We start from the raw sequence: 21,858 nt of genomic DNA, 5'->3' as shown, positions 1-21,858 counted from the left end.
GTGCGTCAGGCTACTTCACACAACGCACTTGGGTCGATGGAAAGTGCCAATCGCTGACCGTCCGGGTGCAAATCGTCGGCCGAACGGTTGAGTACATCGACCACCAGTTCCACCCCACGGGCTTCGATGCGGTAGCGAATCACGTTGCCCAACAGGCTGTGGCTGCGCACCAATGCGTCGAGCTCGCCGCTGCGGCTGAGTTCGATGGCTTCCGGGCGAATGGCGATGCGCCCGGTGATCGGGCGCTGCAACAGTTTGCTGGCCTTATCGGCATCCAGCAGGTTGTAGTTGCCGATAAAACCGGCGGCGAACACATCCACCGGCGCGGTGTAGAGGGTCTCGGCATCGCCGCTCTGCACGATCTTGCCCTGGTTCATCAGGAAGATCCGGTCGGACATGGTCAGGGCTTCTTCCTGATCATGGGTCACGAAGATGGTGGTCAGGCCCAGCTCGCGCTGGATCTGGCGAATCTGTTCGCGCAGGTGCTTGCGAATCCGTGCATCAAGGGCCGACAGCGGTTCATCCAGCAACAACAGGCGCGGGCGCGTCACCAGAGAGCGGGCGAGGGCCACGCGCTGGCACTGGCCGCCGGACATCTGGTGCGGGTAGCGTCCGGCGAGTTCTTTCAGCTCCACCAGTTGCAGCACTTCCTGCACACGTTTGTGGCTGTCGTCGGCATTGACCTTCTGCATGCGCAGGCCGAAGGCGACGTTCTGTTCCACGGTCATGTTGGGGAACAGCGCGTAGCTCTGGAACACCATGCCGATATGGCGTTTCTGCGGGCTCAGCGGGACGATGTCCTGGCCATCCAGCAGGATTTTCCCGCTATCTACCGAGGTCAGGCCGGCGATGCAGCGCAGCAAGGTCGACTTGCCGCAACCCGACGGGCCGAGCAGGGTGACGAATTCGCCCTTGGCGATTTCGCAGTTGATGTCACTGAACACCGGCGTGCCGGCGTAGCCTTTTTGCAGGTGTTGGACGCTGACGAAGCTCATTGGCTTTTGTCCTTGTTCAAGATGTTGGCGGCCCAGGTCAGCACCAGCACAAAGAAGAAATAGGAGATCACCAGGGCACTGGTGAAGTGGCCGCTGCTGTTACGCATGTTGTTGAGGTACACCTGCAGGGTTTCGTAGCGGGTGCCCACCAGGATGTTGGCGAACACGAACTCGCCGAACAGGAACGAGAACGACAGCAGCAACGCCACCATCAAGCCCTTGCGCAGGTTGGGCAGTACCACCAGGAACGCGGCCTGGAAGGTACTGGCGCCGAGCAGTTGGGCAGCGTCCATCAGGTCCCGCAGGTTGATCGCTTGCAGGTTGTTGGTGATCGCCCGGTACATGAACGGCAGCGCCACGGTGAAGTAGCAACCGATCAGGATCCACGGCGTACCCACCATCGCAAACGGTCCCGACCCGTAGAGCTGCAACAGCCCCACCGACGACACCACCGGCGGCACCGCGAAGGGCAGCAGGATCAGAATGTTCATCAGCGCATCGAGTTTCGGAAAGTGGTAATGCACCACAAACAGCAGCGGCAGGATCAGCACCACTGACAAGATCAGCGCGCCGACGCACACCAGCAATGACTGGCCGAAGGCATTCAGGAAACGCGGGTCACTCCACAGCTGGGTGTACCACTTGAAGGTAAACCCGGACGGCAGGATGGTCGCCGACCAACTGCTGGCGATGGAGTAGACCAGGGTGCCGAGCAACGGCAGCACCAGGATCGCAAACAACAGGTACACCACTACGCGGTGGTAGAGGGCGGCCGAGCCAGGTTCAGCGCGAGACATGGTAGCTCCTCTTGAGCAGCAGTTGATGGACCACGGTCACCACGGTCATCAGCGCCACCAGCACCACGGCCAGGGCGCTGGCCATGTTCGGGTCCAGGGAGATGTCGCCGGAGACCATCGCCGCGATGCGGATCGGCAGCACGTTGAAGTTGCCGGTAGTCAGCGCGTACACCGTGGCGTAGGCGCCGAGGGCGTTGGCCAGCAGGATCACGAAGGTGCCCAGCAGCGCCGGGGTCAGCACCGGCAAACCGATATGCCGCCAGTACTGCCAACCGTCCGCGCCGAGCAATGAAGCGGATTCGCGCCAGTCTTCGCGCAACGCGTCAAAGGCCGGGTAGAGCAGCAACACGCCGAGGGGAATCTGGAAATAGGTATAAAGGATGATCAGGCCGGTCTTGGAGTACAGGTTGAAGTCCTGAATGATCCCGGCCTGCTTGAGCATGATGGTGATACTGCCGTTGAACCCCAGCAGGATGATGAACGCGAAGGCCAATGGCACGCCGGCAAAGTTGCTGGTCATGTTGGCGAATGCGGTCACGAAATTGCGCAGCCGTCCGTCCACCCGGCGCAGCGAGTAGCTGCCCAGCACTGCGATGATGATCCCGAATACGCTGGAGTAGAAACTGATCTCCAGGCTGTACTGGATTGCCTGCAGGTAGAACTTCGAACTGAAGATTTTGCTGAAGTTGGCCAGGCCCCAGCCGAACTCTTCCGACTGGACGCTGCTGATCATCACCCACACCAGCGGGGCGATCTCGAACACGATAAAGAAGAGGGCGAAGGGCACCAGGCACAAGGCCGCCAGCCATTTGCCGCGGATCACTGAATTCACTTCAACAGCTCCCGGCATACAGGTTTGTCGTGGGGCACACCCAGCAGCTCGCAGACGGTGCCGCACAGCTCGGTTTGCTTGGGCGTGGCGTGGGCGTCGAAGCTGAAGGCATCACCCAGCACAAACAGTGGCACTTCCCGTTCTTCCGGCAGCAGGCCGTTGTGGGAACGGTCGTTGTTCATGCCGTGGTCGGCCGTCACCAGCACCTGGTAACCGGCGTCGAGCCAGCCTTGCAGGTAGTCGGCGAGGATGATGTCGGCCGAGCGTGCGCTGTTGCGGTACTGCGGGGTGTCGAGGCCGTGCTTGTGGCCGGCGTCGTCGATGTTCATCGGGTGCACCACCAGGAAATTCGGCGCGTGTCTGAGGCGCAGGCTTTCGGCGTCGGCAAACAGGTGCGAGTCCGGGTAATGGTCATTCCAGTAGAAATGCCCGTGCTGGATCGGCAGCGCCGGGTCGTTGGTATGACGATCGCGGGCGGCGATGAAGGGACTGCGGTTATACAACTCGCTGACCCAGTGATAAGCCGCCGCCGCGGTGGATAATCCGGCGTCGGTGGCGTAATGGAAAATGCTGCGCTGGTTGGACAGGCGCGAGACGTTGTTGTGGACGATGCCGCTTTCGATCGGCGGGACGCCGGTGAGGATGCATTCGTACAGAGGCCGGGACAGGGCCGGCAGTTCACATTCCAGTTTGTACAGTGCTGCGCGTCCTGCGCCGACGTAGGCCTGCAAGTGCCCCATGGCGTGTCGGGCAACCTCGTGATTCAGGCCGTCGAGCACGACAAGGATGACGTTGTGCTTCATAGGGGCTGGGGCTCCGCAACAAATAGGCTTGACTCAATTTCCCCTGAGGGAACGCAGTTAAGTGTGGGAGTGGGCTTTTGTGGGAGCGGGCTTGCTCGCGAAGACGGTGGGTCAGTCACACATGTATTGACTGACACTGCGCTTTCGCGAGCAAGCCCGCTCCCACCCAAGCCCGCTCACACATTGGATCTCCAGCGGATCTCCAATGTGGGTTACAGCCTTATTGCATATTGATGATGACTTCTTCCTGCCACTTCTGCGGCAGTGCCTTGGAGGTCTTCTCCCAAGCGTCGGCGTCTTTGATCGGCGTTACTTTCTTGTACTGCTCGTTAGGCAGCAGCTTGGCCTGTACGTCGGCTGGCAAGGTCAGGTGCTCGGCACGAATCGGCCGCGCGTTGCCACGGGCCAGGTTGGTCTGGCCGGCATCGCTGAAGATGTATTCGCGGGTCAGCTTGGCGGCGTTCGGGTGCTTGGCGTATTTGTTGATGATGGTGGTGTAGCCGGAAATCACCGAGCCGTCCGACGGGATCAGCACCACGTAGTCGTCCGGGTTGGCCATCTTGGCTTTGTAGCTCAGGCCGTTGAAGTCCCAGACCACGCCCACTTCCACTTCGCCTTTTTCCATGGTGGCGATGGTCGGGTTGGCCAGCGAAAGGCGGCCTTGCTTGGCGATGTCGGCGAACATCAGCAATGCAGGCTGAATGTTCTTCTCGTCACCACCGTTGGCCAGTGCAGCGGCGAGTACGCCGTTGGCAGCCTGGGCGGCGGTGCTCACGTCACCGATGGAAACCTTGTATTTGCCGGTCTTCAGGTCAGCCCAGCTTTTTGGGGCTTCGGAGCCGTGCAGCAGCTTTTTGTTGACGATAAAGGCGATGGTGCCGGTGTAGGCCAGTGCCCAGTTACCGTCTTTGTCTTTCGCCCAATCCGGGACTTGTGCCCAGGTAGTCGGTTTGTACGGTTGCACTACGCCCTGTTTCACCGCGATCGGGCCGAAGGCTGCACCAACGTCGCCGATGTCGGCGCTGGCGTTGTCTTTTTCTGCCGCGAACTTGGCGACTTCCTGGGCCGAACTCATGTCGGTGTCGATGTGCTTGAGGCCATAGATCTTGGCCAAGTCTTCCCAGGTGCCTTTCCAGTTGGCCCAGTCATCGGGCATGCCGACGCTGTTGACGGCGCCTTCCGCTTTCGCGGCGGCTTCGAGCGTTTTCAAATCGGTATCAGCAGCCATGGCGGCGGTGCACATGGCAATGGTCGAGCCTAACAGTGATGCCAGGAAAAGCTGTTTCATCCGAAGCTCCTTTGGGCGTTTTCAACGCTGCGTTTTTATGAACGATTGCGAAGGTGTTGGTCTAGGTCAGCAATACACGAGCCAATTTAGGCGCGGGGGATGACAGTTTCATGTCGATGTCGTTTTTTGTTGGCCTGGACGAGGGGTTGCCGGGTAAGCGTAGACCATGCCAAACGGCCCGGAAGCCTTGGACTTGGCCGATGTATTGCAGGTCTTGTGGCAAGACGTCGCGCGGCGCTGTCATCTGTCGGTCATGTGCAATGCCTAGGCTTGCACGCAATAGCAGAGGCGCGTTTAGCGGGCGTTTTGTGCACCTGAATAGTGCTGGTCTAGTCCAGATAGGTAACGTTGATGCGTGATGAGGCAACCAAGGCGGTGACAACCATTGGCCTGGCGCTGCAAGAGCAGATCGACCATGGGTTGTTGGCGCCTGCCAGTAAACTGCCAGCCGAGCGCAAGCTGAGCGAGTTGTTTGGTACCACCCGGATTACGGTGCGGGAAGCCTTGTTACAACTTGAGGCCCAAGGGCAGATTTATCGCGAGGAGCGGCGGGGGTGGTTTGTTTCGCCTCCGAGGCTGGCCTATAACCTGATGCAGCGCAGTCACTTTCACGCGATGGTGAGTGCGCAGGGGCGGGTGCCGTCGACTGAGGTGATTTCGGCGCGGTTGCAGCCGGCTTCGGCGGCGGTGTGTGCGTGGTTGCAGTTGCCGGCGTTGTCCAGCGTGATTCAGATTTGCCGGGGGCGCAGGATTGATGGGCGGTTGGTGTTGTATGTGGAGCACTATCTGAACCCGCAGTATTTTCCGGGGATTCTGGAGTGTGATTTGAATCAGTCGATTACGGAGTTGTATGCGCGGGTGTATGACTTGCATTACGGGCGGGTGCGGTTTGAGATTGTGCCGACGTCATTACAGGTTGAGGCGGCTGCGGCGTTGAGGGTGTCGGTGGGGAGCCCGGGGTTGCGGATTGCTCGGGTTAATTATGATCAGCATGAGCGGTTGATTGATTGTGATCTGGAGTTTTGGCGGCATGATGCGATTCATGTGGGGGTGGATGTGGTTTGACGGGTTTTCTGTGTACATATCCGTTGTTTAGGTCACGGCCGCTTAGGGTTCCGCTCTTACAGCGGGTCACTTTTGAAAAGCCGGAATGCCGGCCCAGTCAAAAGTAACCAAAACGCTCTGCCCCGCCTGTCGGCACCTCGCCTAGGCTCGGTGTTCCCTCACTCCGGCATTACTCCGCGGGCCGCCGCGACGGGCCATCCATGGCCCGGCGCGGCTAAACCGGCGTCCTGCCGGTTTACCCGCTCCGCAATACCTGCGTTCGGCCTCGGGCTGAATGGGGCAGTCAGATCAAGATCAAAAGCAAGAGCACAGCGGCCTCCCGGCCGGCTTGAGTGTTAGAAGCAGAGGCAAGATCCAGAGCGAAAGCAGGGCTGCTTTTCTGTGGGAGCGGGCTTGCTCGCGAAAAACCTGAGAACGCCGCGTTCATCCAGAATGCCCACGTCATCGTTAACGATCTTCGCGAGCAAGCCCGCTCCCACATTTGGACCGTGCCCGCTTCTGGTTTTGCTGTTGCTGTTGCTGTTGCTGTTGCTGTTGCTTCACCACACTCAAGCCGGCCTGTAGGCCGCTGTGCTCTGGCTTTTGATCTTGATTTTGATCTTAGGCGCCCCGTTAAACCACGCTGGCCGAACGTAGGCAGTACGGAGCGGGTAAACCGGCAGGACGCCGGTTTAGCCGCGACGGGGCAGGGACGCCCCGTCGCGGCGGCCCGCTTCGTGCTGCCGGAGCTGAGGGCACACCGAGCCTAGGCGAGGTGCCGAGTGGTGGGGCAAGAGCGTTTTGCTTACTTTTGCGCTGTTCAAAAGTGAGCCGCTGTAAGAGCGGAACCATAAGTGGCCGTTACCTAAATAACGGATATGCTCCCCTCAAGGCGCCGCATTGGCATACAAATAATCCGTCGCCAACGAAGCCAGCGTCCTAACCCCAACCACCAGCGCCGACTCATCCACAAAGAACCCCGGATTATGATTGGGCGCCGCCTTACTCATATCCTGATCCCTCGGCGTCACCCCCAAAAACACAAACAACCCCGGTGCCTCCTTGGCATAAAACGAGAAGTCCTCAGCGCCACCTACCAGCGGGGCGTTGACCACATCACCCTTCGCCGCCCAATGCAAACTCGGCAGCATCTTCTCGGTCAGCGCCGGGTTATTGATGGTCGGATCATACTTCTCAATAATCGAAACCTCAGCCTTCGCCCCACCACTCTCGGCGATTTTCTCGACGGTCTGCCGCACATCCGCATGCAGTTTCTGGCGAATGCCATAGTCGTAAGAGCGAATGGTCCCACTCATATCCACCGACTCAGGAATGATGTTGTACCGCGTCCCCCCATTGATGGTGCCAATACTCACCACCGCCGGAAACGAAGAAATGTCGGTACGCCGACTCACCACCGTCTGCAACCCAACGATGGCCTGCGCCCCCACGGTAATCGGATCAATCCCGTCCCACGGCCTCCCCGCATGGGTCTGTTTGCCCAGGATCTTGATCCGCAGGTCATCCGAACTCGCCAGGGTAGGCCCCGGCCGATACGCGATCTGCCCCGCAGGCACACCCGCCCAGACGTGCAGCCCAAATACCGCATCCGGCTTGGGCGATTTCATCACCCCTTCCTGCACCATCATCTTCGCGCCCCAGGTGTTCTTGCCATCGGGGATAAAGTCGCTCGGGCCTTCTTCAGCCGGCTGGAAATAAAACACCACGGTGCCCGGCAGACGATCACGCAGGCCGGTCAGGATTTTCGCCGTGCTCAGCAGGATGGCCGTGTGGGCGTCGTGGCCACAGGCGTGCATCACGTCGACTTCTTTGTCGAGGTACACGCCCTTGGCCTTCGAGGCAAAGGGCAGGCCGGACACTTCCTTGACCGGCAGCGCGTCCATGTCGGCGCGCAAGGCGACGGTCGGGCCGGGCAGGGCGCCTTTGAGGATCGCGACGACACCCGTGCGGGCGACGCCGGTCTTGACCTCCAGCCCCATCTCCCGCAATTGCTTGGCCACCAGTTCTGCGGTGCGCTTTTCGGTGTTGCCCAGTTCAGGATGGGCGTGGATGTCGCGCCGGGTTTCCAGCAAGGCTGGTTCCAGCACTTTCGCCTGGGCAGCGATTTCTTCGCGGGCACTGTCCTGGCCGCTGCTGGCGGCGATGACCGCGCTGCTGGCGACACCCCACAGCAGGCCGAATACCCATTGGTGTGTAAGACCGGTCAAACGCATAAGGACTCTCCATGATTATTGTTGTTGATCCTGACGTCGTCCGGGCAGCGCTTATTCTTTCTCCTGCACGCCTCCCGCCGCCGTCACCACTTGCACGCTCAAGCGCGGGGTGGCCAGGTCCAGCCCGGCTTCATCGAGGTGACGCTTGAGCGACAAGTTGAACGCCCGCGAAACCTCCCACTGCTTGATCGGCGCGGTCTTGAAGCGGGCGCGAAGAATCGCACTGCCGGACTCGAAACTTTCTACACCCTGAATCTCCAGCGGCGACCAGATATTGCGCCGCTGCAACGGATCGTTGCGCATCTTCTGCCCGACGTCGCGCATCAGCTTGATGGCGTCGTCGATTTCCATGTTGTACGGAATCGCTACCCGGAAGATCGCGTAGCCGAATTCCCGGGAGTAGTTCTTGATGCTTTTGATCTCACTGAACGGGATCGTATGCACGATCCCGTCGATGTCCCGCAGGCGCACCGTACGGATGGTCAAGCCTTCGACCGTACCCAGGTGGCCGCCGACATCCACATAGTCATCAATCGCCAGGGAGTCTTCGATAATGATGAACAGGCCGGTGATCAAATCCGCCACCAGCGACTGTGCACCAAAACCGATGGCCAAACCGATCACACCGGCACCGGCCAGCAGTGGCGTGACGTTCATGCCCATGTTCGCCAGGGCGACGATGGCGGCAATGATGAAGATGGTCACGAACAGCACGTTGCGAATCAACGGCATCATCGTCTGCGCACGCGCATTGGCCAAGCCTTTGCGCGAGCGGGTGAGGGCGTGGTGGATGGCGGTGTCGCTGAGGATCCAGATCAGCCAGGCGAACAATAACGTGCCGGCAAGACCGAACAGCTTGACGCTGATTTCATGGCCGTCGCCTTCGGTAAACCGGATCAGCGACAGCCCCCAGACCCGCAGGCCCAGTTCGATAAACACCAGCCACACCACCAGGTGGGCGAGGGTGTAGACGAAGCTTTTCAGGCGATCGGAGTACAGCGCATGGCGCTTGTGCCCACGCTGAGGCTTGAGTGAATGGCGGCGCACCAAGCCGTTGATCACCATGCACAGCACCAGCAACACTGTGCACAACAGTGATTGGCGCAGGGCGGTGCTGGTGTCGCCGGCGGAGACGAAAGTGGCGAACAGCGAGATGCCCACCAGCAGCAACGCCGGCAGGTACCAGAACGTGCCGACGATTTCGATGGTATCGCTCAAGGCGCGGCGGGTCAGGCGGCGGGACAGCGGCTGGTTGCGGATCAGGTGCGCAATGGGCCGGCGGAAACGCAGGATGAACACGCCGGTGGACAGCGCGGCCATGACATTGGCGATGGTCGCGGCGACATGGGACAAATGCTGGCCCAGGCTCTCGGCCAGGCGCGGGTCGCTGACGGCTTCGCCAAAGGCGGCAAAGCTGCCGATCAGCCACAACGGGCGAAAGGCCTGGTGGCGCAGGATGTACAGCGCGCGGTGACGGTGCGGGCCGTCCAGCACGGAAAACGCGACCACGCAGATCGCCGAGAAGCAGGTGCCCACTACCAGCGCGTAGGCCAGCACCATCGCCAGGGATTTGCCCAGGGACGATGGCAGCGCGTAGCTCATGTAGACGGTGATCACCAACGCGATCAGCCATGGCCCGAGCTTGCGCAGGGCGAAGCGCAACAGGTCCCAGGTCTTGGGGTGTTGGGGCAGTTCTTCGGTCAGGCCGAAGCGCTCGCGCACCCGGTGGCTGAGCCAGATCAGTACGGCGGCCAGCAGGCTCCAGAGCATCAGGATCATGGCAAACGCAAAGATGATCGGTAGCCATTCGCTGGCCGGCAGCATCAATGCAGTGAGTTCGTCCTTGGCCAGGTCAAACTCGTTGGACCAGCGATTGATCGGGCTGTCGGCGCCGGAGAACTGTTGCTCCAGGCTGGACAGGGTGCCGCCGATCAAACCGAGTACACCCAATTCGGCGGCGGGCTGGGCTTTTTGTGTGGTTTCCCGGAGCTTTTTCAGGTCGCTCAGCAGCTTGGTGCGCTGCTGGTCGTTTTCCAGGGTCTTGATCACCTCGTCCAGTGACTGGCCCAACGGGACGTCGGCTTGTGGTTGGGTTTTGTTAGTGCTGCCCAGCAGGCCCGGCAGGCTCACGGCGTGGGCAGGCGCCATGGGCAGCAAAGTCAGCAGGCAGAAAAACAGGCAACAGGGCAGGGCAAACAGACGGGCAAGCACGAGGCGGTCAACCTTAAAAACGACGAATTGGCCGAGTGTACGAGGCCGTCAAGTGCAATGCGAGTGAGATTGTCATTCCGCGAGTTTGGCGAGGATCTTGTAAACCACGGTGCCGAGGATCAGCAGCATGCCGATCCACATGCCGAATACGCCGATGGCTTTGTCGCGAAAGTTGAAGCCTACGGCCAGGAGTATCATGCCGGTCAGGATCGGGATGAGCATGGAGTGGAAGGCGGACATGGTGATCATGGTGCGACGGCCTTGTCGGGTAAGAATGGGTGCAAGTCTAGGCGGATTTCGCGAAATGCGAGTTGATCCGTGTCAGAAACGCCACAAACCCCGGTTAATTTCCAAAACCAATGGCTTTTTTTCGATTGGCCACGGTCAACATCCCCAGGAACCTTAAACCCAGGAGCATTCATCCATGAGCACACCCAAGGCACTGTTGATTCTGCACGGCAAACAAGCCCTCAACGACGAGGTGCGGGCGGCAGTGCAGGGCAAGCGCGAGCAGGGTTGGGAGTTGGCCGTGCGGGTGACATGGGAGGGCGGCGATGCCCAGCGGTTTGTCGATCAGGCCCTCGCCGATGGCTACACGCGGCTGATTGCCGGCGGCGGTGACGGCACGCTGCGGGATGTGGCCGAGGCCATGGCCCGGGCCAAGACCGAGGCCAGCCTGGTGCTGATGCCCCTCGGCACCGCCAACGATTTTGCCCGTGCCGCCGGTGTGCCGCTGGAGCCTGAGCAGGCGTTGGACCTGCTGGACGTGCCGGCCCGTGCCATCGACCTGGGCGAAGTGGGTGGGCAGATCTTCCTTAATATGGCCACCGGCGGATTTGGTAGCCAAGTCACCGCCAACACCTCCGAAGACCTGAAGAAGGTCCTTGGCGGCGCAGCGTATCTGTTTACCGGCCTGTCACGTTTCAGCGAGTTGCGTGCGGCCTACGGTGAATTGCAGGGCCCCGACTTCCACTGGCGCGGCGAGCTGCTGGCCTTGGGCATCGGCAACGGGCGCCAGGCCGGCGGCGGCCATGTGCTGTGCCCCGATGCCCTGGCCGATGATGGTTTGCTGGATATCAGCATTCTGCCGGCGCCTCAGGAAGTGGTCGGCACCCTGCGTAGCCTGATGACCGACGGCTGGGGCCTGGACAACATGTTTGTGCGGGCGCGCTTGCCGTGGGTCGAAATCAAGGTGGCCGAGGGGCTGGCGATCAACCTCGACGGCGAGCCGCTCCAGGGTGATGACTTGCACTTTTCGGCCTTGCCCCAGGCGCTTCGGGTGCATTTGCCGGCGGATTCGCCGTTGCTGACTAATCGTCCAGACTGATGATCTGTTCGCGCACCGCGAACAACACCAGGCCCGCCACATCGAAAATCTGCAAGCGCTTCATGATTTGCGAGCGGTGGGCTTCCACGGTCTTGATGCTCAAGCCCAGGCCATTGGCGATTTCCCGGGTGGACTTGCCGCGCACGATCAAGCGCAGGATTTCCAGTTGGCGCGCGGTCAGGTTGTGGCTGTGGGGCGGTGGATTGGCCTGGGCCTGATTGCGGACCAGCGCCTGGTTGATCACCGTGTGGGCGATGGCCGGGCTCAGGTAGCGTTCGTTGTTGCGCAAGGCCAGCAGCGCGTGCTCCAGCTCATTGGCGGTGGTGTCCTTGAGCAGGTAGCCATGGGCGCCGGACTCCAGGGCGCACATGATCAGTTCCGGGTCGGTGTGCATCGAGAGGATCAGCACTTTGCTCTTTGGATAGGCCTGCTTGAGGCTCTTCAAGGCATCGAGCCCACCGGTGTGCTTCATCGACAGGTCAAGCAGCACGATGTCGGGTTGCAGCGCGTCGAATCGCTCCAGCAACTGGGCGCCGTCGTTCGCCTCGCCGATCACCGTGTAGCCGGGAATATCCATGACCAGCGCACGCACGCCGGCCCTGATCAGGGAGTGGTCATCCACCAGGAGTAAATTGCACGTCACTCTAGAACCTTATGGGGGTTGGCCCGTTCGAGGGCGCGGGGCGCCCAGGGGAAAAGCGCTTCGATCCGTGTGCCAAAGCCTGGCTGGCTATTGACGGACAATGTGCCGCCCAGTTGATCAATCCGCTCGGACATCCCGGCCATGCCCCGCTGGCCTTCCTGGGCGGGGTTGATGGCGGGCGAAAAGCCCAGGCCGTCATCGCTGATAAACAGTGAAAGGCCTTCGGGCAGGCGTTGCAGGCGTACCAGCAGGTTGCGTGCCTGGGCATGGCGCAGCATGTTGGTGACGGCTTCCTGAGTAATGCGAAAGGCGGCAACGGCCATTTCTTCCGGGATGCCGGTCAGCCGTTGATGGCATTCCAGGCTCCAGCTCACGCGGGTGTTTTCCAGTGTCTTGAGCAGGTGCGCCCGCAGGCTCGCCTCCAACCCCAGGCTCGCCAACTGCCGGGGATTGAGGATGGCCGACACGTCCTGCACCTTGGCCAGGGTTTCGTTCAGGGTGTTGCACAGCACTGAGCAATGGCCTTGCAGGTCTTCCGGCAGGCGGCGTTTGAGCCATTCACTTTGCAGCTTGGCGGCGGTCAACAGTTGGCCGATATCGTCGTGCAATTCACGGCTCAGGCGATGACGTTCGTTTTCCTGAACCTGCAACAGGCGTTCGGCCAGTTCCTGGGGCTGGAACTTGATGGACTTGCGTGAGCGCCACTGTTGCAGGCCCACCACCAACAGGGTGGCCAGGTTCAATAGCAGCAAGGCCAGAGGCAGATCGGCCGAGCGTGCATAAGCCCACAGGCTGAGCAGGCACGCGCACAGGCATAGCGCGAGGGTCATCCTGCGTGCATTGCTTCGGGACACGGACCTTGCGATGAGTGACTTCAGGCTGGCGTACATAGGAGGCGCATTTCACGTTTATATGCATCATGAAGTTGAGTCACTTCGAGCGGGGCATGGTACCACCACTATTACCGTTGGTCGCCTTTCGCCGAGCTTGATGAGGCGTATTAATCATGGCAACGCCCCGGGAGGCAGTCCCGGAGTTCAAAGAGTGGGGGAGTTGTATCATTGAAGTTGTTTTGTATCGGTATTGTCGTTAGTGGCTTATTGATATTTTTCTGCTAACGACGACGTCATGCATGATTAGTTGTGGCTGTCGTTTTTGGATAAGTCAGCGATTGAATGCGACATTTTTGTCGAGTAAATGCGAAGAAGGCTCAAATCGCGTAAGGCCTGTGATGCTGTTGTGTGTAGCCAAAGTCGCTTTGCGGGATGTGTTGAACGACGGTGGCAATCAGCACGGTTTGTTCGGTTTCATCCAGGCTGAGTTTGCCGGTTTTTGCGTCGATCAACTCCAGTTGCCAGGCCAGCAATGTGAGGCACGCATTCAGCGCATCCAGCGCCTGGTCATGCAGTTGCAGTGGGCTGGCAGCATTGCTGATCAAGTACTGTACATGCCGGGAGAACTCGCCAATGGCCCGTAGGGCAAGGGCGTCGGATTTTTCGGCGAGCTTGATCAGGCTGCTTTTCATGCAGTCGATCGCGTCGCTGTCGTTACGGATCAAATGCAGGTGGCTCAAGCACTCCTGGGACTTGGCCAGCAGCATTTCCGCCTCCAGGAGAAACTCGGGAAGTGCAAGTTGCCACTCTGTGCCGTCGTTCATCATGCAAGTCTCCAAAACATACGGTCGGATAATGAGATGTCGCACCGGGTGAATGGCTTCAAAGTACTGCTGAAATATGACGAATATCTGTAGGTTGCTTCCGACTTTCCAGTAGGACTTTTATTTGATTGATCGCCGCGATCGTTTGAACCCCCCTGATTGCTCAAGGGCATCCGCACAACTTCTTTGGTTGCCAAGACGTAAGTCTTAGGACGACCCGTGGGCCGTGGGCTTGCGATAGCCAACAAAAGCCTGACTCCATTCATGCAATGAGAATGGCGTCACATTAATGGCTATTAGATATCGCGAATATCAGGTTGGTCCTGATTGTGGATAGGGGAATCCCTTACATAGGGGAACCTCGCGCTGACTTTGCGGTCACGCGACGGCGGTGATGGGTGTTGTGTTGAAGCTGGCTCAGTAAAGCATGATGTCAGTGTGACATCAATGGATTTGCATGGCATTTTAATGGGGGTCAAGGTCCGGCGTTTGCCGCCGATAACCTGCTTCAGTGACCCGCACTATCCATCCGCTAAACCCAGGAGTCTTTAATGGCCGGCATTCTCGACACGGTAGATCAACGCACACAATTGGTGGGTGAGAATCGCCTGGAGATCCTCATGTTTCGCCTGGCCGGGCGGCAGTTGTTCGCGATCAACGTGTTCAAGGTGCAGGAAGTGCTGCAACTGCCCAAGTTGACCCTGATGCCCCAGCGCCATCCGTTTGTTTGCGGCGTGGTCAACCTGCGTGGCCAGACGCTGCCGGTGATCGACCTGTCCCAGGCGATTGGCATGCGCCCGCTGATTCCGGGGCCCAACAGCACCATTATCGTCACCGAGTACAACCGTTCGGTGCAGGCATTCCTGGTGGGCGGCGTCGACCGGATCGTCAACATGAACTGGGAGGCGATCCTGCCACCCCCGGCGAGTGCCGGGCGCCAGCATTACCTGACAGCCATCAGCAAGGTCGATGACCAGTTGGTGGAAATCATCGACGTGGAAAAAGTCCTCGCCGAAATCGTGCCCTACAACGCCAAGGTTTCCCGCGAGAAACTCGAAGACCCGGTACTGGAGCGCGCCCGCGGCCGTGAAGTGCTGCTGGTGGATGACTCCAACGTCGCTCTCTCGCAACTGCGTGACACCCTCGGCCAACTGGGGGTGAAGATGCACATCGCCAGTGATGGCCTCAAGGCCCTGAACCTGCTCAAGGGTTGGGCCGACAGCGGCCAAGTGATGACCGACAAGCTGTTGATGATCTTTACCGATGCCGAAATGCCCGAGATGGACGGCTACCGCCTGACCACTGAGATTCGCAACGACCCGCGCCTGCGTGGCCTGTACGTGGTGCTGCACACGTCGTTGTCCGGCAGCTTCAACGATTCGATGGTGAAGAAGGTCGGCTGCGACAACTTCCTCTCCAAGTTCCAGCCCGACAAGTTGGTGGACGTGGTGCGTCAGCGCCTGATGCTGGACGAAGTACCGGCTTGAGCTTAGGGTGACGGCTTTGCCCCTCAGGAATGCAGGCCCATGCTTCGTCTCAGCGCGTTGTACCGATACCCCTTGAAGTCCGGCAAGGGTGAAACCTTGCAGCAGATTGGCCTGGACAAGCTGGGGCTCGACGGGGATCGACGCTGGATGCTGGTGGACGAGGCCAGCGGGCGGTTCCTGACCCAGCGGGCCGTGGCCAAAATGAGCCAGCTGTCGGCGCTGTGGAACAGTGCCGGTGGCCTGACCTTGAGCGCCGAAGGCCAACCCGCCCTCGACGTGCCACTGCCCGGCAGCGATGCCGAGTTGCGCGGCGTGACCATCTGGCGCGACACCTTGCGCGTGCCCGACGCCGGTGATGAAGCGGGCGCCTGGGTCAGCGAGTTCATCGGCAAACCCACGCGCCTGGTGCAGGTACCGTTGGCACGTGCGCGGACTACCGAGGCCGGTTACGGCAATGACGATGACAAGGTCGCGTTTGCCGATGGTTTTCCATTGCTGCTGATCGGCCAGGCGTCGCTGGATGACTTGTCGCAGCGGGTCGGCCGGCCGATGGAAATGCTGCGTTTTCGTCCCAACCTGGTGATCGAGGGCAGCGAAGCGTTTGCCGAAGACGGTTGGAAGCGGGTACGGATTGGCGACGTGGAGTTTCGCGTGGTCAAGTCCTGCTCACGCTGCATCCTGACCACCATCGACCCGGCGAGCGGCGAACGCAGCGCCGACCGCGAACCGCTGGCCACCCTCAAAACCTACCGCGAGCGAGAGGGTGATGTGATGTTTGGGCAGAACCTGGTCAACGATGGTGTGGGTCGTCTGGAAGTCGGCATGCCGGTGACGATCCTGGAGTAAGCCGCGCTGAAATGAAAAATGCCCGTCTCTTGCGAGACGGGCATTTTTTATGGCCGGCGCAAAGATCAGCCGCGGTATTCGCACAGGTAAGCCGTGTCGACCGCTACCTTCAGCTGGAACTTGCTGTTGGCAGGCACGTTGAACTGGCTACCGGCTTCGAAGGTTTCCCAGTCTGTGCTGTCTGGCAGCTTGACGGTCAGCGCGCCCGACACCACGTGCATGATTTCACGCTGGGCGGTGCCGAATTCGTATTCACCCGGGGCCATGACGCCGATGGTCGCCGGACCTTCTGCAGTGCCGAAAGCGATCGACTTGACGGTACCGTCGAAGTACTCGTTGACTTTAAACATGGGCGAATCCTCGGAAAAGGGTCAAGAAAGGTCGGCCAGTATGCCTTCTACACGGGCAAAATCAACGGCAGCAGCCGTGCGGTATTGCGCGCGTCTTCCAGCGCCCGGTGCTGCTGGCCATGGAACTGCATGCCGGCCAGTTGCAGCGCGCCATTGAGCCCCAGCGGCTTGTCCAGGCGCCGGGCCTTGGCGAAGCGCTGCTTGAGGTTCACGTGGGGCGTCTGGCCCAGCACGCTGCTCAAGCCATGGCGCTGCCACTCCAGTTCCAGTTGCTGGCGGTCGTAATCGCCCCAACTCGCCCAGCCTTCCAGGCGTGCCTGGTGTTGACCGAGCCAGCGTTCGAACAGTGGCCACACCTCAATCAACGGTGCGGCAGCATCGATATTCGCTTGGGTGATGTGGGTCAACTGGCGGCAGAACGGCGTCAGCAACGGCCTGCGCAACGGCCGCACGAAACGCTGGAAATGGTCCAGTTCACGGCCCCGGCGGTTGACCAGGCTCACACCGATTTCGATGATTTCCATCTCGGTCACGGGCCAGCCGCCTTCATCCGTTGTGGCTTCAAGATCAATAATCAGCCAATGAGGCATCGCAGGTTCCCGTACTCTTCCCGTCCTGATGGGGATAGAGCGTAGCCAAGCCTGCTAGTTCCGCCCAGCAGTTACTCGATCTCCAGCAAAATCTGACGGCTCCTGACCTGATCTCCTGCAACGGCCTGGATTCGCTTGACCACACCACTCATGCCGGCCTTGAGTGGGTGCTCCATTTTCATCGCTTCCAGCACCAGCAAAAGCTGGCCCTTGCTGACCGAATCGCCTTCGCTGACCTGAACTTCAACAATCGCCCCATCCATCGGCGCCTTGACCATGCCGTTACTGGCCTCGGCCTGGCGGCTGGCAACGGTTTGGGTTCGGTTGGTGATGCATATGCCGGGCAGCCAAAGCTGTGTGCCCTGCAAGTGATAGGCGATGCGGCGGCGAATGCCGTTGACCACGGCTATGGCCCAGCGTCCGTCGATGCTGAGGTCGCGTATTTCGATGGCGTGCTGATCAATCTCGACTTGCAGGCAATTGTCCGCCAGCACACTCAGGCTGATTGCCCGTGGCTCATCCTGGTCGGCCAACTGATAACGCCATGGCACGCTGGCGTTGTTGCGCCAGCCGGATAGCGGCTGGGTGTGAGTGCTGGCGCTGTGTTGGTAAAGCAGCGCGGCGGCCAGGGCCAGTTCGTCGTTGGTCGCGTGGGTTCGGGCGATGTCGCTGAAATGCTCGGCGATAAAGCCGGTGCTGAACTCGCCGGCGATGAAGTCTGGATGCTTGAGCAGGCTGGCCAGCAGGCGCTGGTTGGTGGATACGCCGAGCAGCACGCAGTCTTCCACGGCCCTGACCAGCTTGCGCCGAGCCTCTTCGCGGGTGGCGCCGTGGGCGATGATCTTGCCCAGCATCGGGTCGTAGAACGGGGTGATGCGCTGGCCTTCGAGCACGCCATGGTCGATGCGCACACCGGCCGCCGGTTCCCAGCGCAGCACATCGCCGGTTTGTGGCAGGAAACCCTGGGCCGGGTCTTCGGCGTACAGGCGTACTTCCATGGCGTGGCCGCTCAGGGTTACTTGGTCCTGACTCAGGGGAAGCGGCTGGCCGGCGGCGATCTGCAGTTGCCAGGCGACGAGGTCGAGGCCGGTGATCAGTTCGGTGACGGGGTGTTCGACCTGGAGGCGAGTGTTCATTTCCAGGAAGTAGAAGTTGCCGTTGCGGTCGAGGAGGAATTCGACGGTGCCGGCGCCGACGTAATTCACGGCGCGGGCGGCCTTGAGGGCGGCTTCGCCCATGGCTTGGCGCAGCTCAAAGGTCATGACGGGGCAGGGGGCTTCTTCGATGACTTTCTGATGGCGGCGCTGGATCGAGCAGTCGCGTTCGCCGAGGTAGATCAGGTTGCCGTGGGTGTCGCCGAACAGTTGGATTTCGACGTGGCGGGGGTCTATCAGGGCTTGTTCGAGGATCAGTTCGGCGCTGCCGAAGGCGTTTTGTGCTTCGGAGCGGGCGGTGCGCAGGTGTTCCAGCAGGGTGTCGGGGCTGTGCACCAGGCGCATGCCGCGACCGCCGCCGCCGGCGCTGGCCTTGATCATCAGCGGGTAGCCGATTTGGTCGGCTTGCTGTTGCAGGGTTGGGTCGTCCTGGTCGGGGCCTTGGTAGCCTTTGATGCAGGGGACGCCGGCGTTGAGCATGGCGACTTTTGAAAGGCGTTTGCTGCCCATCAATTCGATGGCTTCGGGGCTGGGGCCGATGAAGGTCAGGCCGGCGTTTGCGCAGGCTCGGGCGAAGTCGGGGTTTTCGGAGAGGAAGCCGTAGCCGGGGTGGATGGCGTCGGCTCCGGTGCGGTGGGCTGCGTTGAGGATGGCTTCGATGTTCAGGTAGGACTGGTTGACCGGGGCCGGGCCGATGTTGACGGCTTCGTCGGCCATCTGGACGTGCAGGGCGTTGGCGTCGGGGTCGCTGTAGATCGCTACCGTGCGGTAGCCCAGGGTTTGGGCGGTGCGCTGGATGCGGCAGGCGATTTCGCCACGGTTGGCTATGAGAATTTTGTTGAACATCGGCATGGTGGTGTCCCTTGGCTTGTCGGGTACATATCCGTTTCTTTGGTAACGGCCGCTTATGGTTCCGCTCTTACAGCGGGTCACTTTTGAAAAGCCGGAATGCCGGCCCAGTCAAAAGTAACCAAAACGCTCTGCCCCGCCTGTCGGCGCCTCGCTGTGGCTCGGCGTTCCCTCACTCCGGCACCGCGAAGCGGGCCGCCGCGACGGGCCATCCATGGCCCGGAGCGGCTAAACCGGCGTCCTGCCGGTTTACCCGCTCCGCACTGCCTGCGTTCGGCCTCGGGCTGAATGGGGCAGTCAGATCAAAATCAAAAGCAAAAGCACAGCGGCCTACCGGCCGGCTTCCTTCTCTGTAGGAGCGAGCTTGCTCGCGAAAAACCTGAGACCGCCGCGTTCATCCAGGATGCCAGCGTCATCGTTAACGACCTTCGCGAGCAAGCCCGCTCCCACATTTTGAACCGTGCCCGCTTTAGCTTCTGATTTTGCTTTTGCTTCACCACACTCAAGCCGGCCTGTAGGCCGCTGTGCCCTTGATCTGCTGTTGATCTTGATCTTAGGCGCCCCGTTAAACCACGCTGGCCGAACGCAGGCTTTGGAGCGTGGGTAACCCGGCAGGACGCCGGGTTAGCCGCGCTGGGCCAAGGATGGCCCATCGCGGCGGCCCACGGTCCAAAGCCGGAGTGCGGGCACACCGAGCCTAGGCGAGGTGCCGAGTGGTGGGGCAAGAGCGTTTTGCTTACTTTTGCGCTGTTCAAAAGTGAGCCGCTGTAAGAGCGGAACCAATAGCGGCCATAACCGCAGAAACGGATATGCCCCCAATTCATCGCGCCCACCGCGGCTTGCGCTTCTGCACAAAAGCCTGAGTCCCCTCAATCCCTTCTTCTCCGCTAACCGCCTCGGCAAACCACTCAGCCGCCTGGTCCAGCAACGGCCCCAAAGCCTGCTCATCACTGGCCAAGACCAACGCCTTGGTCCGCGCATTAGCCCCCGGAGCACAACGCAAAACCTGCCCCAACACCTCATCCACCCGCTCCGCCAACGCCTGCGGATCGTGCTCCACAAAATGCACCAAGCCCAACCGCAGCGCCTCAACCCCATCAAACCGCGCCGCCGTCAAAGCCAACCGCCGCGCCTGAGTCAACCCGATACGCTTCACCACAAACGGCGCAATCTGCGCCGGCAACAACCCAAGGCTGGTCTCCGGCAACCCAAACTGCGCCTGATGATCCGCAATCGCCACATCACTGACACACACCAACCCCAACCCGCCCCCCAGCACCGCCCCCTGGAGCACCACAATCACCACCTGCGGCAACGCCTCAACTTCCTGCAGCAGTGTGCCAAACGCCCGATTCAACGCCTGCAACCCACCGGTGGCCCCGGCGCGAGCCATGTCCTTCACATCCCCACCCGCCGAAAAATGCCCACCGGTGCCACTGATGACCACCGCCCGCAAGGCTTTGTCCCCTGACACATCGGCCAGTACCGCCCGCAACTCGGTCACCATCTCAAGGCTCATGGCATTCCGGCTGTCAGGCCGATTGAGCGTCACATGCAACACCCCGTTATGCGGCTCCAGCAACAACGTATTCACGACTTTTTCCCCGGCAAGGTGCCCATCAATTTGCAGATGATCCCCAGCATGATCTCGTCCGCCCCACCACCAATCGACACCAGCCGCACATCCCGATAAGCCCGGGCCACCGGGTTGTCCCACATGAACCCCATGCCACCCCAATATTGCAGGCAACTGTCACTCACTTCCCGGCCCAGGCGACCGGCCTTTAGCTTGGCCATGGAGGCCAGTCGCGTCACGTCCTGGCCCTTGATGTACTGCTCGGTGGCCTGGTACACCAAGGCCCGCAGGCATTCGATTTCGGTAGACAGTTCGGCCAGGCGAAAGTGGATCACCTGGTTGTCGATCAACGGCTTGCCGAAGGTCTTGCGCTCCTTGCAGTACTCGATGGTGCTGTCGATGCAGTACTCCAGGCCCTTGACCATATTGGCCGCGCCAAACAGTCGCTCTTCCTGGAACTGCAGCATCTGCATCATGAACCCCGCGCCTTCATGGCCGATGCGGTTGCGCTGGGGGATGCGCACGTCGTCGAAAAACACTTGGGCGGTTTCCGAGCTGTGCATGCCGAGCTTTTCCAGGGGCGGGCTGACGCTGATACCCGGGGTGTTCATCGGCACCATGATCAGCGACTTGTTGATGTGCGGCTTGTCGTCGGAGGTGTTGGCCAGCAGGCAGATAAAGTCGGCGCTCGGTGAGTTGGTGATCCACATCTTGCTGCCGTTGATCACATAGTCGGTGCCGTCCTTGCGGGCATGGGTTTTCAGCCCGGCTACGTCGGAGCCGGCGCCGGTTTCCGAGACGCCAATGCAGCCCACTTGCTCGCCGCTGATGGCCGGGCGCAGGAACTCTTCGCGTAACTCATCGGAGCCGAAACGGGCCAGGGCCGGGGTGCACATGTCGGTTTGCACGCCGATGGACATCGGGATGCCGCCGCAACGGATGCTGCCGAACTCTTCGGCGGCGACGATGGAGTAGCTGTACTCGAGGCCCATGCCGCCGAATTTTTCCGGCTTGGAAATACCTAGCAGTCCGAGGTCGCCGGCCTTGCGGAAAATCTCGTGGATCGGGAAGCGTCCGGCCTTTTCCCATTCATCGACGTGCGGATTGATCTCGCGCTCGACAAAGCCTCGGACGGTGCGACGCAGTTCTTCGTGTTCCTGGGTGAAGATCATTTT

At 60.6% G+C, this 21,858-nt stretch carries 20 protein-coding genes; 4 read left to right on the top strand and 16 right to left on the bottom strand.

The genetic code is table 11. The features are described from left to right. Positions 1–5: 5 nt before the first annotated feature. The 5 genes from ACA046_RS23020 to ACA046_RS23000 form a co-directional block, all read right to left on the bottom strand. Positions 6–995: an ABC transporter ATP-binding protein gene (locus tag ACA046_RS23020; RefSeq protein ID WP_003219745.1), complete on the bottom strand. Its 990-nt coding sequence runs from the start codon at positions 993–995 to the stop codon at positions 6–8. After that, positions 992–1,792: an ABC transporter permease gene (locus tag ACA046_RS23015; RefSeq protein ID WP_497675058.1), complete on the bottom strand. Its 801-nt coding sequence runs from the start codon at positions 1,790–1,792 to the stop codon at positions 992–994. The genes ACA046_RS23020 and ACA046_RS23015 overlap by 4 nt, the downstream gene beginning before the upstream one ends. After that, positions 1,779–2,642 carry an ABC transporter permease gene (locus ACA046_RS23010; protein WP_167663516.1) on the bottom strand — a complete coding sequence of 288 codons (864 nt, stop codon included), beginning with the start codon at positions 2,640–2,642 and terminating at the stop codon, positions 1,779–1,781. Before ACA046_RS23010 ends, ACA046_RS23015 begins: the two co-directional genes overlap by 14 nt. Further along, positions 2,621–3,427: an alkaline phosphatase family protein gene (locus ACA046_RS23005; protein WP_459022701.1), complete on the bottom strand. Its 807-nt coding sequence runs from the start codon at positions 3,425–3,427 to the stop codon at positions 2,621–2,623. Before ACA046_RS23005 ends, ACA046_RS23010 begins: the two co-directional genes overlap by 22 nt. A 220-nt stretch (positions 3,428–3,647) precedes the next feature. Then, on the bottom strand, positions 3,648–4,715 hold the full coding sequence (locus ACA046_RS23000) for an ABC transporter substrate-binding protein (RefSeq protein ID WP_076015304.1): 1,068 nt from the start codon (positions 4,713–4,715) through the stop codon (positions 3,648–3,650). A 351-nt stretch (positions 4,716–5,066) separates the two neighbouring features. On the opposite strand from ACA046_RS23000, the gene ACA046_RS22995 reads away from it, so the two are divergent. Next, positions 5,067–5,780: a UTRA domain-containing protein gene (locus tag ACA046_RS22995; protein WP_010166446.1), complete on the top strand. Its 714-nt coding sequence runs from the start codon at positions 5,067–5,069 to the stop codon at positions 5,778–5,780. An 866-nt stretch (positions 5,781–6,646) separates the two neighbouring features. Here the strand turns inward: ACA046_RS22995 and ACA046_RS22990 are convergent. From ACA046_RS22990 to ACA046_RS22980, 3 genes are all read right to left on the bottom strand, one after another. Beyond that, entirely contained in the window at positions 6,647–7,993 is a 1,347-nt protein-coding gene (locus ACA046_RS22990; RefSeq protein ID WP_497675057.1) for an amidohydrolase, read from the bottom strand. A gap of 51 nt (positions 7,994–8,044) precedes the next feature. Further along, positions 8,045–10,204: a mechanosensitive ion channel family protein gene (locus ACA046_RS22985; protein WP_497675056.1), complete on the bottom strand. Its 2,160-nt coding sequence runs from the start codon at positions 10,202–10,204 to the stop codon at positions 8,045–8,047. Positions 10,205–10,276: 72 nt separating this feature from the next. Continuing rightward, positions 10,277–10,453, bottom strand: coding sequence for a hypothetical protein (locus ACA046_RS22980; RefSeq protein WP_167663519.1), 177 nt, complete (start codon positions 10,451–10,453; stop codon positions 10,277–10,279). Between the two features lie 175 nt (positions 10,454–10,628). Between ACA046_RS22980 and yegS the strand changes: the two genes are divergently transcribed. Further along, a complete protein-coding gene (yegS, locus tag ACA046_RS22975) occupies positions 10,629–11,531 on the top strand; it encodes a lipid kinase YegS (protein ID WP_459022693.1) in 903 nt (300 codons plus the stop codon). On the opposite strand, the gene ACA046_RS22970 is transcribed toward yegS, so the two are convergent. From ACA046_RS22970 to ACA046_RS22960, 3 genes are all read right to left on the bottom strand, one after another. After that, entirely contained in the window at positions 11,515–12,174 is a 660-nt protein-coding gene (locus ACA046_RS22970; protein WP_497675055.1) for a response regulator transcription factor, read from the bottom strand. The two genes, yegS and ACA046_RS22970, sit on opposite strands and share 17 nt — an antisense overlap. Then, entirely contained in the window at positions 12,171–13,064 is an 894-nt protein-coding gene (locus ACA046_RS22965) for a sensor histidine kinase (RefSeq protein WP_497675054.1), read from the bottom strand. The genes ACA046_RS22970 and ACA046_RS22965 overlap by 4 nt, the downstream gene beginning before the upstream one ends. Before the next feature lie 320 nt (positions 13,065–13,384). Next, the gene (locus ACA046_RS22960) at positions 13,385–13,831 is read right to left on the bottom strand and encodes a hypothetical protein (RefSeq protein ID WP_497677126.1); all 447 of its coding nucleotides are present in this window, start codon (positions 13,829–13,831) and stop codon (positions 13,385–13,387) included. A gap of 551 nt (positions 13,832–14,382) precedes the next feature. On the opposite strand from ACA046_RS22960, the gene ACA046_RS22955 reads away from it, so the two are divergent. Both ACA046_RS22955 and ACA046_RS22950 read left to right on the top strand, forming a co-directional pair. Beyond that, entirely contained in the window at positions 14,383–15,318 is a 936-nt protein-coding gene (locus ACA046_RS22955) for a chemotaxis protein CheV (protein ID WP_497675053.1), read from the top strand. A 39-nt stretch (positions 15,319–15,357) separates the two neighbouring features. Next, a complete protein-coding gene (locus ACA046_RS22950; protein WP_497675052.1) occupies positions 15,358–16,164 on the top strand; it encodes an MOSC domain-containing protein in 807 nt (268 codons plus the stop codon). 65 nt (positions 16,165–16,229) lie between these two features. Here ACA046_RS22950 and ppnP read toward each other — a convergent pair whose 3' ends face one another. The 5 genes from ppnP to atuD form a co-directional block, all read right to left on the bottom strand. Further along, positions 16,230–16,514 (bottom strand): pyrimidine/purine nucleoside phosphorylase, encoded by a 285-nt coding sequence (gene ppnP, locus ACA046_RS22945; protein ID WP_014337306.1) that lies wholly within the window; start codon positions 16,512–16,514, stop codon positions 16,230–16,232. Positions 16,515–16,561: 47 nt separating this feature from the next. Then, positions 16,562–17,104 carry a 3'-5' exonuclease gene (locus ACA046_RS22940; RefSeq protein WP_459022684.1) on the bottom strand — a complete coding sequence of 181 codons (543 nt, stop codon included), beginning with the start codon at positions 17,102–17,104 and terminating at the stop codon, positions 16,562–16,564. Between the two features lie 71 nt (positions 17,105–17,175). Next, complete coding sequence (locus ACA046_RS22935) at positions 17,176–19,110, bottom strand: acetyl/propionyl/methylcrotonyl-CoA carboxylase subunit alpha (protein ID WP_497675051.1); 1,935 nt, start codon at positions 19,108–19,110, stop codon at positions 17,176–17,178. An 817-nt stretch (positions 19,111–19,927) separates the two neighbouring features. Further along, entirely contained in the window at positions 19,928–20,701 is a 774-nt protein-coding gene (locus ACA046_RS22930) for an enoyl-CoA hydratase/isomerase family protein (RefSeq protein ID WP_497675050.1), read from the bottom strand. Beyond that, entirely contained in the window at positions 20,698–21,855 is a 1,158-nt protein-coding gene (gene atuD / locus ACA046_RS22925) for a citronellyl-CoA dehydrogenase (RefSeq protein ID WP_497675049.1), read from the bottom strand. Before atuD ends, ACA046_RS22930 begins: the two co-directional genes overlap by 4 nt. Positions 21,856–21,858 lie beyond the last annotated feature (3 nt).

The organism is Pseudomonas sp. LBUM1641 (genome assembly GCF_059716235.1).
This window is presented reverse-complemented; position numbering and strand designations above follow the sequence as displayed.

Coding starts and splice junctions, on each gene's coding strand:
- ACA046_RS22965 (WP_497675054.1), bottom strand. CDS start 13,064: ATGTACGCCAGCCTGAAGTCACTCATCGCAAGGTCCGTGTCCCGAAGC.
- ACA046_RS22980 (WP_167663519.1), bottom strand. CDS start 10,453: ATGATCACCATGTCCGCCTTCCACTCCATGCTCATCCCGATCCTGACC.
- ACA046_RS23005 (WP_459022701.1), bottom strand. CDS start 3,427: ATGAAGCACAACGTCATCCTTGTCGTGCTCGACGGCCTGAATCACGAG.
- ACA046_RS22940 (WP_459022684.1), bottom strand. CDS start 17,104: ATGCCTCATTGGCTGATTATTGATCTTGAAGCCACAACGGATGAAGGC.
- ACA046_RS23010 (WP_167663516.1), bottom strand. CDS start 2,642: ATGCCGGGAGCTGTTGAAGTGAATTCAGTGATCCGCGGCAAATGGCTG.
- ppnP (WP_014337306.1), bottom strand. CDS start 16,514: ATGTTTAAAGTCAACGAGTACTTCGACGGTACCGTCAAGTCGATCGCT.
- ACA046_RS22960 (WP_497677126.1), bottom strand. CDS start 13,831: ATGAACGACGGCACAGAGTGGCAACTTGCACTTCCCGAGTTTCTCCTG.
- ACA046_RS23015 (WP_497675058.1), bottom strand. CDS start 1,792: ATGTCTCGCGCTGAACCTGGCTCGGCCGCCCTCTACCACCGCGTAGTG.
- ACA046_RS23020 (WP_003219745.1), bottom strand. CDS start 995: ATGAGCTTCGTCAGCGTCCAACACCTGCAAAAAGGCTACGCCGGCACG.
- yegS (WP_459022693.1), top strand. CDS start 10,629: ATGAGCACACCCAAGGCACTGTTGATTCTGCACGGCAAACAAGCCCTC.
- ACA046_RS23000 (WP_076015304.1), bottom strand. CDS start 4,715: ATGAAACAGCTTTTCCTGGCATCACTGTTAGGCTCGACCATTGCCATG.
- ACA046_RS22995 (WP_010166446.1), top strand. CDS start 5,067: ATGCGTGATGAGGCAACCAAGGCGGTGACAACCATTGGCCTGGCGCTG.
- atuD (WP_497675049.1), bottom strand. CDS start 21,855: ATGATCTTCACCCAGGAACACGAAGAACTGCGTCGCACCGTCCGAGGC.
- ACA046_RS22950 (WP_497675052.1), top strand. CDS start 15,358: ATGCTTCGTCTCAGCGCGTTGTACCGATACCCCTTGAAGTCCGGCAAG.
- ACA046_RS22955 (WP_497675053.1), top strand. CDS start 14,383: ATGGCCGGCATTCTCGACACGGTAGATCAACGCACACAATTGGTGGGT.
- ACA046_RS22990 (WP_497675057.1), bottom strand. CDS start 7,993: ATGCGTTTGACCGGTCTTACACACCAATGGGTATTCGGCCTGCTGTGG.
- ACA046_RS22935 (WP_497675051.1), bottom strand. CDS start 19,110: ATGCCGATGTTCAACAAAATTCTCATAGCCAACCGTGGCGAAATCGCC.